Annotated in this window: 11 protein-coding genes and 1 pseudogene; 11 read left to right on the top strand and 1 reads right to left on the bottom strand. The window is 71.0% G+C overall.

What is annotated here, in order from left to right; genetic code table 11:
* Window positions 1–331 precede the first annotated feature (331 nt).
* The 3 genes from AC08OT_RS12665 (at window position 332) to AC08OT_RS12655 (ending at window position 5,038) form a co-directional block, all read left to right on the top strand.
* The gene (locus tag AC08OT_RS12665) at window positions 332–2,821 is read left to right on the top strand and encodes an alpha-(1->3)-arabinofuranosyltransferase domain-containing protein (protein WP_476595656.1); all 2,490 of its coding nucleotides are present in this window, start codon (window positions 332–334) and stop codon (window positions 2,819–2,821) included.
* Window positions 2,818–4,338 (top strand): hypothetical protein, encoded by a 1,521-nt coding sequence (locus AC08OT_RS12660; protein ID WP_476602841.1) that lies wholly within the window; start codon window positions 2,818–2,820, stop codon window positions 4,336–4,338. Before AC08OT_RS12665 ends, AC08OT_RS12660 begins: the two co-directional genes overlap by 4 nt.
* Window positions 4,339–4,438: 100 nt before the next feature.
* Window positions 4,439–5,038, top strand: a complete 600-nt coding sequence (locus tag AC08OT_RS12655) for a RyR domain-containing protein (RefSeq protein WP_462187820.1) — start codon at window positions 4,439–4,441, stop codon at window positions 5,036–5,038.
* Here AC08OT_RS12655 and AC08OT_RS12650 read toward each other — a convergent pair.
* Window positions 5,028–5,261: a hypothetical protein gene (locus tag AC08OT_RS12650; RefSeq protein ID WP_476593198.1), complete on the bottom strand. Its 234-nt coding sequence runs from the start codon at window positions 5,259–5,261 to the stop codon at window positions 5,028–5,030. The genes AC08OT_RS12655 and AC08OT_RS12650 overlap by 11 nt on opposite strands.
* 444 nt (window positions 5,262–5,705) lie before the next feature.
* Between AC08OT_RS12650 and AC08OT_RS12645 the strand changes: the two genes are divergently transcribed.
* The 8 genes and pseudogenes from AC08OT_RS12645 to AC08OT_RS12610 form a co-directional block, all read left to right on the top strand.
* A complete protein-coding gene (locus AC08OT_RS12645; RefSeq protein ID WP_476593197.1) occupies window positions 5,706–7,184 on the top strand; it encodes a hypothetical protein in 1,479 nt (492 codons plus the stop codon).
* Window positions 7,181–7,891, top strand: a complete 711-nt coding sequence (locus AC08OT_RS12640; RefSeq protein WP_476593196.1) for a creatininase family protein — start codon at window positions 7,181–7,183, stop codon at window positions 7,889–7,891. Before AC08OT_RS12645 ends, AC08OT_RS12640 begins: the two co-directional genes overlap by 4 nt.
* Before the next feature lie 386 nt (window positions 7,892–8,277).
* Complete coding sequence (locus AC08OT_RS12635; protein WP_462187817.1) at window positions 8,278–8,439, top strand: FxLD family lanthipeptide; 162 nt, start codon at window positions 8,278–8,280, stop codon at window positions 8,437–8,439.
* Window positions 8,440–8,518: 79 nt separating this feature from the next.
* Window positions 8,519–10,552: pseudogene (locus AC08OT_RS12630) on the top strand (lantibiotic dehydratase family protein); the annotation flags it as partial.
* Window positions 10,553–10,588: 36 nt separating this feature from the next.
* Complete coding sequence (locus AC08OT_RS12625; protein WP_476597114.1) at window positions 10,589–11,014, top strand: lantibiotic dehydratase C-terminal domain-containing protein; 426 nt, start codon at window positions 10,589–10,591, stop codon at window positions 11,012–11,014.
* A complete protein-coding gene (locus AC08OT_RS12620; RefSeq protein ID WP_476602839.1) occupies window positions 11,004–11,546 on the top strand; it encodes a thiopeptide-type bacteriocin biosynthesis protein in 543 nt (180 codons plus the stop codon). Before AC08OT_RS12625 ends, AC08OT_RS12620 begins: the two co-directional genes overlap by 11 nt.
* A 209-nt stretch (window positions 11,547–11,755) precedes the next feature.
* A complete protein-coding gene (gene fxlM / locus AC08OT_RS12615) occupies window positions 11,756–12,958 on the top strand; it encodes a methyltransferase, FxLD system (RefSeq protein ID WP_476593194.1) in 1,203 nt (400 codons plus the stop codon).
* Between the two features lie 104 nt (window positions 12,959–13,062).
* The coding region (locus AC08OT_RS12610) for a lanthionine synthetase C family protein (protein ID WP_476593193.1) at window positions 13,063–14,336 on the top strand (1,274 nt) is incomplete at its 3' end.

Here is a 14,336-nt window from a genome sequence, read left to right as displayed (position 1 = left end):
CTCCTGCCGTGAGCGTCCCGGCACCCGCGGAACCGGTGACCGCCGGGCCGCCGGCCGCCGCCCTCACGGCGGCCGTGGGGGGCGTCGAGAAGCCCCTGCGCCTGCCCGCGGACCTGGGCGGTGTGACCCCCCGCTGCCCCGGAAGGTTGTATGAAGGTCCGGCGAACCGGACCTTCATCCTTATCCTTTGGAGTAAGCGATCCCTCCCCCCGCCGCCGGCCCCCCACGACGGCGAAGGGCCTCGGCGCGCCGTCACCCTCCCCGGCCGTCGCAGCCCCGGCCGTCGCCGCGTCGCCGCGACACGCGGACGTCACGGTGGCCCCTGTTCGGCATGGCCGCCGGCTTCATGGTGCTCTCTCTGCTCCAGGCCCCCGGCAAGCTGACCGCTGACACCAAGCTGGACGTCCGCCTCGACCCGTGGGGCTTCATGGGGCGGGCCACCCATCTGTGGAACTCCCTCGCCGAGTTCGGCTACCTGCCCAACCAGTACGTCGGCTACCTGTTCCCGATGGGACCGTTCTGCGGCGCCGGTGACCTGCTCGGGATACCCGCCTGGATCACCCAGCGGCTGTGGATCGCGCTGATCCTCACCGTCTCCGCCTGGGGGGTCGTGCGGCTGGCCGAGGCCCTGCGGCTCGGCGTGCCGCACACCCGGGTGCTCGCCGGACTCGCCTACACCCTGTCCCCGATGTTCCTCGGCAAGATCGGGGCGACCTCCGTGGCGCTCGCGGGCGCCGCCATGCTCCCGTGGATCACCCTGCCGCTCATCCTCGCGCTGCGTCCGGACGGCGCCCTCGGCGCCGACACCGGTACGGCCGCCGCCACCAGTACCACGGCCGCCACCACGACCATCAGTACCACGGCGGCCGATGATGTCGATGCTGCTGACGATCCCGCCCTGGACCCGGGCCGGCGGCTGTCCCCGCGACGGGCGGCCGCCCTGTCCGGACTCGCCATCCTGGGCACCGGCGGAATCAATGCGACGGTCACGCTGTGCGTCCTGCTCTGTCCGGCGGTGGTCCTCGTGTTCGCCGGCGGCACCCGCCGGGCCTGGGCGCTGCGGGCCTGGTGGGTCGTCGCCGTCATCCTCACCTCGGCCTGGTGGCTGCTGGCGCTGATGGTGCAGGCTCGCTACGGGCTGGACTTCCTCGCGTTCACCGAGACCGCCCAGACGACCACGGCGACGACGTCGGTGGCGGAAGCCCTGCGCGGCGCGACGGACTGGCTGGCGTACGTCCAGCTGCCCAGGCCCTGGCTGCCGGCCGCCACCGAGTACGTGTCCCGGCCGGTGCCGATCATCGAATCGGCAGCCGTGGCGGCGATCGGGCTGTGGGGGCTGTCCCGGGCCGATCTGCCCGCCCGCCGGTTCCTGCTGGTGACGTTGGCCGCCGGCACGGTCTCGGTGGCCGCGGCCTATCCGGGGCATCCGGGCAGCCCGCTGGCGGGCGCGGTGCGGGACCTGCTCGGCGACCAGCTGGGCTTCCTGCGCAACGTCTACAAGTTCCAGCCGGTGGTGCGGCTGCCGATCGCGTTGGGGATCGCGCACGCCCTGACGGTCCGACCTGTCAGCCTCACCGCCCGTGTGCGGAGATGGACGACCCGCGGGGCTTCCCACCGGCGCGGCGGGGCTGCAGACATGATCGCGACCGCCGCGGTGAACGTCCCCGTCGTGCTGACCGTGGCCGCGCTGGTCTGCGGCATGACGCCGGCGCTCGCCGGCAGGGCGCTGCAGCCCCGGCCGTTCGCCCGGGTACCCGACTACTGGGTGGCCGCCGCGGACTGGCTGGCCGCCCATCCCCAGGACGGCCGGGCACTGGTGCTGCCCGGCTCGCCGTTCGCCGAGTACGAGTGGGGCCGGCCGCTCGACGAGCCGCTGCAGTGGCTGGCCCGCACGCCGTGGGGGGTCCGCAGCCTGATCCCGCTCGGTGGCACGGGCGTGACCCGGCTGATGGACGGCATCGAGCGCCAGCTCGCCACCGGGTCCGCCGCGGGCCTCGCCCCGGCGCTGGCCCGGGCCGGGATCGGCCAGATCCTGCTGCGTAACGACCTGGAACAGAAGAACTGGGACGTCCCCCCGTCCACCGACGAGCTCCACCGGGCGTTGCGCTCCTCCGGTCTCACCCTGGCCGCCGCGTTCGGCCCGCAGGTGCCGGCGCACGCCTCGGCGAAGGAGCGGCTCGTCCCGGAGCTGCGCAACCCGACCGCGCGGGTACCCGCGCTGGAGGTCTGGACCGTCCCGGGCGGCGCGAAGCTTGTCGACTCCTACCCGGCGGACACCGCCGTCGTCGTCTCCGGCGGCCCGGAGGCGACGGTGCAGCTCGCCGGGCAGGGCCTGCTGAGCAGCGACCGGGCCGCCGTGCTCGCCGCGGACCTCGCCGATCTGTCCTCCGCCGCCGATCCGTCCGCCGCCGTGACGTCCTCGACGAGCCCGGCGGCGATCAAAGTTGCGCCGGGGGAGGTGATCGGCCCGACGACCGCCTGGGTCGACACGGACACCCTGACCCGGCGCGACAGCACCTTCGGACTCGTCCACGACGCCGATTCGTACCTCCTCGGGCCCACCGGCACCGCGGTCGGCAAGACGGGGGAGCCCCACCAGTGGGCCGAGGCCGACGTCGCCGGCCACCAGACGGTCGCGGGTTACGTCGGCGGCATGTCCGTCACCGCGTCCTCCTACGGCTACGACCTGCTCGCCGCGCCGGACCTCGCGCCACCGGCGGCCGTCGACGGCTTCGCCGCGACCGCGTGGACGGCACAGCGCACGAAGGGCACGACGTCGGCCGGGCAGTGTGGATCCAGCTCGATGTCGGCCGGCGGATGACCGTGCCCTACCTCGACGTGCGGCTGCTGTCCGAGGGCTCGTGGCGGCCGGCCGTCGAGGCGCTGCGGGTGTCTAGCGAGGCGGGCTCGGTGGTCACCGAGGTGCGTCCGGTGGAGGACATCCAGCGCCTCGCCGTCCCGGCGGGGCCGAGCCGCTGGTACCGCATCACGTTCGCGCGGGTCGGCCAGGAGACCGACGACACCCTCGGCGCCGGTATTCGGGAGATCACCATCCCCGGGGTCACCTTCCGCCACTACGCGCAGCTCCCCACCGACGTGGCCCGGCGCTTCGCCGCGCCGGACGGGGGGCTGGTCGCCTTCTCGATGGCCCGGGCGCGGGTCGACCCGGCGCAGCCGTTCGGCGGCTCGGAGGAGCTAGCGCTGTCCCGGCGCTTCGAGGTGCCCCGGGACATGACGTTCACGATGAGCGGCTCGGCGAGCTTCATCCCCCCGCCGCGGGGGACACCCCCAGCGGGTGACACTCCGTTGCTGGTCGACTGCGACTGGGGTCCAACCCTGGTCGTTGACGGCACCCGTTACCCCCTGCAGATCTCCGGCCGGGAGAGCGACGTCACCTCGGTGCGGCCGGTGCGGGTGTCGCTGTGCACCGACGGCGGCACGCTGCGGCTCTCGGCGGGGCCGCACCTGCTCGGCGTTGACCAGGGACCAACCTCCATCCCCGTCGACGCGATCGCGCTGGTCGGATCGGGCGCCCAGGTGAGAGCGGCCACGCCGCGGGCGACGACGGTGCACGAGTGGACGGCGGAGCACCGGACGGTCCAGATCGGCGCCGGTGGCCGCGCCTTCCTCGCCGTCCGGGAGAACGCCAACTCCTCGTGGACCGCGAAGCTGAACGGCGCGGCGTTGACCCCGTTGCGCCTCGACGGCTGGCAGCAGGGCTGGATCGTCCCGGCCGGCGCCGGCGGCACGATCGTCATCGACAACGCGCCCGGTGCGGAATACCGCCGCAACCTGGTGGTGGGGCTGTTGCTGGTCGTGGTGCTGGTCGTGCTCGCGGTGCTGCCCGCCCGGTTCCGGCTACGGCCACGATCCGACGAGAACGGCTATCCGGCGCTGCTGAGGTCGCGCCGGTCGCGCCGCCCGGGCCGGCTGGGCCGGCTGGCGGTGTCCCCGCCGGTAGCCGGTGTGGGGTGGACGGTGCTCGCCATGCTGGCGGTGGCGCTGGTGGCGGGCCCGGTGGCGCTGGTCGTACCGGTGTTCGTCCTGGTCGGTCGGCGCTGGCCCGCGGTGCCGGGCCTCTCCGCCGCGGTCGCCATGATCGGCGCGGGAATCGGGGTGGCGGCGCAGCCGGGCAGCCAGCCCGGATCCGGGCAGGGGGCGTTCGGGCCGCTGGTCCAGGTGTTCGGCTCCTTAGCCTTGGCGGCGGTGCTGGCCGCGCTGGCCGGGCGGGCCTGGGACCGTCCCGCCGGCGCCGGCGCCGACTTCGGCGCCCGAGCCGGGTCCGATGTCGGGCATAGGACTCGCAATCCCTATACCGACAGCAAGGGACTCGGTTAGCGTTTTCGTGGCGCCGATCGTTCGGACGTCGTCCACCGTCTGTTTCTGAGGGAGACATCCGGTCATGATCACAGCCAGGCGTGCCGTGCGTGGAGTCCGCGTGGATGCTCTACGGCCGATCGGGGCCTCGCGCCCGATCTGGGCCGATGCGGCGGGCGGGGACGGCGGCGCCGGCGGCACGCCGTCGGTCCTGGGCGACGGGGAGTTGGTGGAGCTGCTCGCCCGGGCGATCCACGACCGCTATCTGGAGCATGAGCTCGGTAAACGGCACGCGGCCGGATCGAGGCCCGGGCTGCGGCCCTGGGCGGAGCTCTCCGAGACGCTGCGGGAAGCCAACCGTGATCAGGCGGCTCATTACGAGACGGTGCTGCGTAACCGTGGCTGGGTGTTCACGCCGGCCGAGCACGACGTCGATCCGGCTGTCGATCCTTTTTCGCTGTCCGCCGCCGAAGTCGAGGAGCTCGCCCGGGCCGAGCACGACCGGTGGTGGCAGCACAAGGAGCGGCAGGGTTACTCCTATGGTCCGGTGCGCGAGGATCTCGGTCCGGACAAGCGTCACCCGTCGATGGTGGACTGGGAGGAGCTGACCGAAGAGGACCGTGATCGGGACCGCGACGCGATCCGGAACATGCCGGCTGTCCTGGCCCGGGCCGATCTGCGCATCACCCGGCGACCCGCCGCCGAGGCGGCTACCCGGTGAGCGGCTGACGGCCGCGACACTCGTCGGCACATTGCCGCTGTCCGCCGGTGACCCCGAAGACCTCTGCGGCCCCTTGACAGCACCCCGACATCAGTGCCGCACCGGCCACCCCCGGCCGCGACACCAGGCTGCCCACCACCAGAATCATCGACTTCGCCGCGCTGCCCGCCCGGGCGGAGACCACCATGGCCGAGCGTATCCGCGACCGGGCAGTGGTGTCCACGAGCATCACGCGGTCTGATTCGCGCGAACAGATGGACCCTCCAGCGCCGAACAGATCGCAGGACCTCATGCCATTTCCGCAGCTCAGCCCGGCGATGACGCTACGAAGGAAACATGCGGCCAGCAGGGAATGACGCACACCACCACGCCAAGTGATCATCATGGTTGGTGCCCTGCCTGGTTGAACGGGTCTCACGTGGCTCCACCTTGCAACGGAGTGATCATTGGCCTCGGAACGCACCTCGCAGGCGAAAGCGCCGGCCGGCGCGCCGAGTAATCAGACACTTCCTCCGAGCCCGGCGAACAAGAGATGGCTGGCGCGGCACAGGTTCGGCCGTTGGCCTCGGCCCGACAGTGGCGGACCCATTACTCTGGCGATGATCTGCACGCTCCCGAAATGGCGGACCGACGGCGGTCCGGCGAGCAGGCCCGGAGAGGACGCACCGTGAGTAGGCCGAGCCAGCGGGCGGAGCAGGACGAGCTGCGAGCGCGGATGCGCGCGGTCGGCATGTCCCACGACGAGATCGCGATCGAGTTCGCCCGCCGTTACAAGTACCGCCCCCGCGCCGCTCACCGGGTCGCCCATGGCTGGACCCAGCAGCAAGCGGTTGATCACATCAACGCTCACGCCGCCCGCATCGGCCTCGACCCCGACGGCGCCGCCACGCGCACCGTGCCCTGGCTCAGCGAACTGGAGAACTGGCCGGTTCCACTCCGGCGCCGGCCTACGCCCCAGCTTTTGGCCTTGCTCGCCGAGGTCTACGGCACCAGCATCCACAACCTTCTCGATCTTGAAGACCGCGAGACCATGATGCCAGCGGATCTGATGGTTATCAGCCAGCTCCACAAAGGGCTGCCACCCATCACGCACCATGGCTCTGAGGACAGGACGGTGTGGGAAGCGGTTCTCGGTGCTGTCTCCTCGCTGAGGACTACCGGGATCGCAGTCGAGAGCATCAGACTCGCGAACCATCCCTATCCTGTGTCTGAGTCGGATGTGTTCAATCAACCGCTGGCCATTGGCACCGCCGGTCCGGTGAAGCATTGGGTCGATCTACTGAGTCTGATCGCGGGGAGAGTCAACGACAGTGGGGCCGGCCCGGTGTGGAGCCTGGTCCAGGGTCAGCTTGAAGTGCTCGATGCGTTCCGCCGGGCGTCAACGGTCGAGGGCCATCGGTTGCTCGCGGTCCAGGCTCGGTGGTCGGAGTTTCTTTCCTGGCTTGCCGACAGCCTCGGACGTCCGGGTGCTGCGCGGAAGTGGGCCGAGTTGGCGTTTAGCCAGGCGACCGAGGCTGGCGACCGTCGCACCGCGAGCTATGTCCTGATGCGACGGGCTCAGCAGGCGGCTGATCAGGGACGTGGCGGGGAAGCTATCGCACTGGGAGAAGGTGCGGCGGCCCTCGATTCCAGCAGTGCGTGTACCGCCGCGCTGTGTCTCGTCCGGCAGGCGCACGGGCATGCCCTCAACCGCGACACCGCAGCCTCCCGTGCTGCGGTCCGTCAGGCGGTTCGGCTGCTGGCTGGTGCTGAGCGCGACCCGGACCCGTTGGATGGGCACTGCACGGACCTCTACGTGGCGGCATACGAAGGTCACTGCCGGCGGCTGGTCGGCGACCTGGACGGGGCGACAAGGCTACTGGACGAGGTGCTGGCGGCCTGGCCGGCCGGGCTGCGTCAGGATGAGGTGATGTGGCGGGCATGGTTGGCGGACGCGCATACCGCTGCCGGGCGCTTGGCCGAGGCGGGAGCTGAGGGCCTGCGTGCGTTGGAACTCGCCCAGGCCACCGGATCGGCGCGCGCTGACTTGGTACTCGGCAGCATGGCGGGAGCGCTCGCGGGAGCCGATCGGGTGGTCGAGGTCGGCCAGTTCCTCGCCGCTCGCCAGGTCGTTAACGCTGCGACGAGGAGACAGCCATCCCTATGATCACCACGGCGACCAGCGCCGAGGCGGAGCGAGTCGACGCGCGGGCGGCCGTGTTGCCGGTGGGCAGTTTCGAGCAACACGGCGCTCACCTCCCCCTCACGACAGACACGTTGATCGCCCAGACGATCGCCGAAGCTGCGGCCGATGCGTACGGCCTGTTCCTGCTTCCGCCGATCACGTTCTCGTGCTCCCATGAGCACGCCTCGTACCCGGGAACGGTGAGCATCTCGTCGGTGACTCTGACCTCGGTCATCCGCGACGTCGCCAGCTCTCTGGGTCGTTCCGGCGTCGCCGCGGTGGTGCTCGTCAACGGTCATGGGGGCAACTACGTCCTGAACAACATCGTTCAGGAGGCCAACATCGGCGGGCCGAGCATGACGCTGTTCCCTGGACGGTCAGATTGGGCGGCGGCCCGCACCGCTGCCGAGTTGGAGACCGACGCCCACGACGACATGCACGCCGGCGAGCTGGAGACCTCCATCCTTCTGCACGTGCACCCCGACCTCGTCCGGCCCGGCTGGGAGACTGCCGACGAGGGAGGCGGCCCCCGACCGCACCTCCTCGTCCACGGCATGACGGCGTACACGCAGACAGGCGTGATCGGCCGTCCCTCGCTCGCTACCGCGGAGAAGGGCAAACGGCTCCTGGACAGCCTGACCAGCCTGATGAGCGCCCACCTCGACGCGCTCGGCCTGACTGGTCGCTGACCATGCCCTACTCCCGGCTTCATCGGCCACCGGAGAACCGGGCTGCGGGGTGAAGCGGCTACACACTGAAACGAAGGTCCGCTGCGCTCAGGCCGCGCCTGGCACCCGAACGACCGGGCATGTATCCCGGCGTGTCTGGCCGAACACACCAACATGGCGGAGGTCATCTTCCCAAGTCAGCGACCGGACAAGGCGCGAAGAGAAAACTTCGCCACCGGGGGAATGACCTTGCGCCGTGGGCGAGGCATTGTTACCTCTCGTTACCGCCGAAGGCCGGCATGGTAACTCCCGGCCCTGCGCCGTCCCGAAGCGAATGCACGTTGTGAGCGTGGTGCTCAGGGATGGTCGGCAGGTACACCGGGGAACGGCACTGAGAGGAGACGTGGATGTCCATCGTGCAGGAAGTCGGCCCATCGGGTCCGGCGCCGGCCGACTGGTTCGACCTGCCGATCACCGTCGTCGATGACAGCACGTGCGTGGCGAGCGACGACTGCGACACCTCGGACGGCTGCTCGTCGACCTGTCCGTCGGCGTGCGCCAGTTCGTAAACGCGGGTCGTCGCCGTGCCGCCCCGACGTCGTCGGGGCGGCACGGGACGCGGATTTGACGAAGGCTGGGGAAGGGACGATGCCGATGGGCGGGGCGCTGTACCGGCCGGCCGGTCCTGCGTTGCTGCGCGCAGCAACGAACGCGCCGGGCAGCGTGGCGTGTTGGCCGGTGTTGGAGGACCCGGCAGCGTGCAGAGAGTGGTTGGCGCAGGTCTGGCCGGCGGCCCGGGAGCCAGTCGCGCTCGCCAGCAGCGCATTGGCTGCCCGGGTCGAGCAGATCGTGGCCGGGCAGCCGGTCACAGACCGACGGCTGCGCGCCGCCGCGGCAACGGTGGTGCGATACCTGCTGCGCGCGGAGGGGCGGGCGACGCCGTTCGCGCTGTTCGCAGGTGTCGCACCGGCCATGTTTGGCCAGGTGGGGACGGTGCGCTTCGGGGATCGCCACAGGTCGGCGGCTCGGGTGGACGCCGCGTGGCTGGGCGAGGTCATCGACCGTCTGGAAACGGGCCCACTGCTGGAGCGGGTGACCGTCGTGTTCAGCGGTCTCGTCGTCGAGCGGGCGGGGCGGTTGATCGTGCCTCACACGGACGGCCAGGCGGAGATCCCTCTTACTCCGCCGGTTCGGCTCGTGCGGGATGCCGCCCGCGATCCGGTGCGCTTCGCTGAGCTGGCCGACAGGCTGAACGAGGCGTTCATCGCCGCGGACCCTGAGCGCATCGAGAGATTGCTGCGTCAGCTCGTCGCCGAACACTTTCTGGTCACCGACCTGCGGGCGCCGATGACGGAGACCGATCCGCTCGGCCATCTGATCACGGTTCTTCGGACGGCAGGTGCGTGCGACCTGGTCGAGGTCGCGCCGCTGGTGGAGGAACTGACCACGATCCACACCCGGCTCGGTGAACTCAACGTGGCGCCGGCCCTGGCGGCGCAAGTGGCGCCACGCACGTCGCTGCTCGCGGCGATGGACCGGATCATGCCCCAGGAGCGCTCGCCCTTGGCACTCGACCTCGTGCTCGACTGCGACTTTCAGCTGCCCGGGTCTGTCGCGTCAGATCTGGCTGTGGCGGCTGGTGTCCTGACGCGGCTGGGCCGAGAACCATTGGGACCTGCGGCATGGGCGGACTAGCACCGCCGGTTCGTCGAACGCTACGGCGTCGGCAGCGTCGTTCCACTGCTTGACGTGCTCGACGACGCATCGGGGCTTGGCTATCCGGCGGGCTATCCGGGCTCGGTGCTGCCGGCGTCCGCGCCGACGGTGAGCGATCGGGATCGGCGGCTGCTTGCCCTGGCATGGGAGGCGCTCGCGGGCGGCGGTCCTGTTGAGCTGACCGATGCGCTGATTGAGCACGTCACCGCCGGTGATCTGTTCGACCCGCGTTTCCTCCAGCCCCATGGAGAGATCGCGGCGAAGATCTACTCCAGGAACGTTAAGGCGTTGAACGCCGGGGACTACCAGCTGGCAGTGACTCCCGCCCGTGCGACCGGAACCCTGACCGCGAGGTTCCAGTCCTCGACTGGTGACGCGGCAATGGCCCGCGCCTACAGATCGGTTCCGGTGCTGCACGAAGGCGCCACTGCGGTACAGCTGTCCTGCCCGTTCAAGTTCGTCCGCGGCCAGAACGTCGCACGGCTGCCCCAGTTCCTGCCCGAGGTACTGGCCCTCGGCGAGCCACCGTCGGACGGGCCGCGCGGGTTGGTGCCTGGAGATCTGGCGCTGACCGCGACCGGGCGGGGCCTGCTTCTGATCGAGGCCGCCACCGGCCGCATCATCGATCCGCAGATCTTTCACGCGCTGACGCTCGACCGGCAGATGCCGCCGCTGGCACGGTTCCTGGCGCACCTGCCGCGCGCGTTCGCCGCCCCGTTGACCGTGTTCGAGTTCGGACCGGCCGCGGGCGCGCTGCCGCACCTTCCCGAGGTCCGCTACGGCCAGATCATCCTGGCACCCGAACGCTGGCGCCTCCACCCCGCCGATCTGCCCGGACTCCACGCGCCGAGCGCCGACTGGAGCGGTGAGCTGGGCCGGTGGCGGCACCGGCATCGGTGCCCAGATCTTCTGGAGCTGGCCGACGGCGACATGACGCTACGGCTGGACCTCACGGTCCCGGCCCATAGCACGATCCTGCGCGAGCAGCTGGCGGACACAGGCGTGGCGACGCTGAACCGAGCCGTACCCGGCGAGGGCCTTGACTGGATCGGGCATGCCCACGAGATCGTCGCCCCCGTGTTCCGCGCTGGGCCACCCGCACCGAACAAGCTCGCCCCGGCGCTAGTCAGCAGGGCCAACGCCGACGGCCACCGCCCCGGCGCCCCGAACGCCCGATGGCTCTCCGCCCGCGTCCACACGCACCCCGCTGCCATGGACCACCTGATCGCCAGCCATCTGCCGGGCCTGCGTACCCAGCTCGACGGCGCGCAGCTGTGGATGGTCCGTTACCGCAACACCGAGCTGACCGACCATCTGCGCATCCGCGTCGCCACCGGCGAGGCGAACCACGCTGCTCGCGCGGCCATCCTCGGCGCGTGGGCCGCCGAGGATGGCCGCGATCGGCGTCGCCGGCCAGGTGGCCTTTGACACCTACTTCCCGGAAGCCGGCCGTTACGGCGCCGACGCGGCTCTTGAGGCCGCCGAAGCCGTGTTCTGCGCCGACACCACCGCCGCGATCACCGCGCTGCGTCAACCACCGGCCGGGCTGCATCCCGACACCGTCACGGCGTTGTCGATGCTCGACATCGCCGACGCGTTCCTCGGCGGCATGCGCCCCGCCGCCGACTACCTGACCACACGCGTCCTCGCCAAGCCGCAGACCATCGATCATCGCGTCGTCGGCGAAACCACCCGGCTGGGCCGTCACAGCGTCCCCAGGGATCTGCCGCACCTGCCTGGCGACCTCGCCAACGCCTGGGCAGCCCGCGCCAAGGCCCTGACCACCTACCGCGCGGCGTTACCCAGCCAGATGAACCCCGCGACGGTCGCCGGCTCCCTACTGCACCTGTCCTACAACCGCCTCCGTGGCATCAACCGCGACCACGAGGCCGCCTGCCTTCGACTGGCACGCAGCGTCGCTCTCGCCTGGCACACCACCCAGCAGGCGGCACCCTCATGAGCACGGCTCCTCTCCACCAGGATGGAGATCGCTGGCGCCGCCGCGACGTATGGCGGTCAGCCCGGCTCATGTCCGGTAGGAACGCGGCAGGCCGTCCCGAGACGGCGACCTCGGGCCGGGAACACCCCGCTGTCTACGCTCCTGCCTCCGAACACCATCCCTTGTGACCGCAGCAGTCGACCTGATCCCACTCCGACAAGGACACGCCCATGACGACCGCGACACCCGACACCGCCGCCGAACTCCACGCCGACATGGTCAAGAAGATCACCAGCAGTCGGCCCAGCCTCGACAGCCCTGTCGTCGAGGCGCTGCACGCGGTGCCCCGGCACCTGTTCCTGCCGGACGCCACGCTCGACGAGGCGTACAACCCCTACAAGGCGGTCATCACCAAGACGGCGCCCGACGGCACGCACCTGTCCTGCGCCTCGGTCGCGACCCTCGTCGCCGGGATGCTGGACGAGCTGCACGTCCGCCCCGGCGAGCGGATCTTCGAGGTCGGTGCCGGCACGGGCTACAATGCCGCGCTGCTCGCCGAACTCACCGGCCCCGACGGGCTGGTCGTCACCGCCGACATCGACGAGGATGTCACCGGACAGGCATCGATCGCCCTGGCTGCGGCGGGCTACAGCGGCGTGCGGGTCCTGACCCGCGACGGCGCGCTCGGCGACGACACCACCGCACCCTTCGACAAGATTGAAGTCACCGTCGGTGCGTGTGACATCCCCGATGCCTGGTTCACCCAACTCGTCCCCGGCGGACGGGTAGTCCTGCCGCTGCGCTGGCGGGGCCAGACCCGCGGCGTCGCCTTCGTCAAGGGCGACGACAGTGTACTCCGCTCGGAGTCGGTGTTCCTCTGCGGCTTCGTCCCCATGATCGGCCAAGGCATCGAACGCGTCGCCACGCTCCATACCGACCCCCTCGTCCAGATCCACTACGACATCGACCAGGACATCGATCCGGCCCAGCTGACCGGCATCCTGAACACCCCGCGGACCAGCGCCTGGTCCAGAATCACCGTTGGCCCGCAGGACCCCATCGACGGGATCTGGCTACGCGCCACCGCGACCGATCCCGCCGTCTGCCGCATCAACGCCAGCGCCGGCGCGGTCAGCGCCGACCTTTGCACGCCCTTCATCCCGAACCTGAGCCCCACGCTGATCGCCGGCTCCTCACTGGCCTACCTCATCAAGCGCCGGTCGGACGGCCCCGACCCGGTCTACGAACTCGGCGCCCACGGACACGGACCCGACGGCCACGCCCTCGCCGAGCGGCTGTGCGGACACATCCACACCTGGAACACCGACCGCAAAGCCCGCCCGTCCCTGACCGCCATGCCTCTGACCGCTCAGGCCAGCATTCCCAACCACGCGATCGTCAAGAAAGACTGCGCGATCATCGTCACCTACTGAACCACCTGCCCGCGTCGGCGAGACGGCACCTGCCAGCGGCGTCTCTTGGACACCACTGGCTTGCTGTCCCTCGCCGAACCGACCGGATCGTCCGGAGGTGCCTCATGCTCCTGAGCAGCGACCTGCGAACGCGTGCCTCCTCCGTCGCGGCCCGTCTCGCCGACGCGCTGACCGCACCACCCCCACCCCATGCCGGTAACGATCAGGCGTCGACCAGAGAGCCCTGGCGCGGCCAGTCGCTGGCCGCCGGCGCCGCGGGCGTCGCCGTGCTCCACGGCCTACGCGCCCGCGATGGCGTCGGTAGCTGGGCCACCGTCGACGCCTGGCTCAAAGCCGCCACATGCGAGAAGCTGAGCGTCGGGGCGCGAGCCGGCCTGTGGTTCGGCGCCCCGGCCCTCGCGTTCACGCTCGCCACGGCAGCTCCACCCGGCCGCTACCGATCCGCCCGCCAGCACCTGGACAGCGCCGTCACGGCGATGACCGACCTGCGCCTCGCCGCAGCCAACCGGCGTATCGATGCCGGCCAGCGACCGGAACGCGCCGAATACGATCTCGTCCGCGGCTTGACGGGACTCGGCGCTCACCTCCTCACCTCCCGCCCAGACGCAGATCAGCTTCGCCGGGTCCTGGCGTACCTCGTCCGCCTCGCCGAACCCCTGCCTGCCATTGGCACAGGTGGCCTGACACTGCCGGGCTGGTGGAGCGGCGACCTTCCCGTCGGAGCGCCGGCTGACGCGTTCGCGGACGGTCACGCCGACCTCGGGATGGCCCACGGCGTCGCAGGTCCTCTCGCGCTACTCGCTCTCGCCCACCGCCAGGCCATCGTCGTGCCCGGCCACCTCGACGCCCTGCACCAAATCTGCGACTGGCTCGACGCCTGGCGCCAGGAGAGCTCAACCGGCCCCTGGTGGCCCGAGAAGATCACCCTCCGCGAGCTGAGCGCCGGCCGCCCCGCCCAAACCGGCCCAGGCCGCGTTTCCTGGTGCTACGGCGCCCCCGGCCTTGCCCGCGCCCAGCAACTCGCCGCCCTCGCGCTGGCCGACACATCGCGCCAGAAACGCGCCGAGTCCACGCTCGCCGCCTGCCTCGACGACCCCGTCCAACTCGCCAGACTCGTCGACCCGGCACTCTGCCACGACTGGGCCGGCTTGATCGCCACCGTCCACCACGCCGCCGCCGACGCCCGCTACCACCCACTCGGCAGCCACCTCCCAGCCCTAACCGATCAACTCCTCGACAGCCTCGACCCGGCAGAGCCCGCCAGCAGCCGATCACCCGGCCTCATCGAGAGCGCCGCCGGGATCGCTGCCGTCCTGCATGGCCTCGCCACCGACAGCACAGCTACCTGGGAAACCGTGCTTCTCCTCGGCCGAACTTA

Source organism: Frankia sp. CgJB1 (assembly GCF_977947065.1).
Note: the sequence above shows the minus strand (reverse complement) of the source record. Positions and strands in the feature narration are given on the sequence as shown.

Excerpts from the sequence above, each read along its gene's own strand:
- AC08OT_RS12665 (WP_476595656.1), top strand. The coding sequence starts at position 332 with ATGGCCGCCGGCTTCATGGTGCTCTCTCTGCTCCAGGCCCCCGGCAAG.
- AC08OT_RS12660 (WP_476602841.1), top strand. The coding sequence starts at position 2,818 with ATGACCGTGCCCTACCTCGACGTGCGGCTGCTGTCCGAGGGCTCGTGG.
- AC08OT_RS12640 (WP_476593196.1), top strand. The coding sequence starts at position 7,181 with ATGATCACCACGGCGACCAGCGCCGAGGCGGAGCGAGTCGACGCGCGG.
- AC08OT_RS12635 (WP_462187817.1), top strand. The coding sequence starts at position 8,278 with ATGTCCATCGTGCAGGAAGTCGGCCCATCGGGTCCGGCGCCGGCCGAC.
- fxlM (WP_476593194.1), top strand. The coding sequence starts at position 11,756 with ATGACGACCGCGACACCCGACACCGCCGCCGAACTCCACGCCGACATG.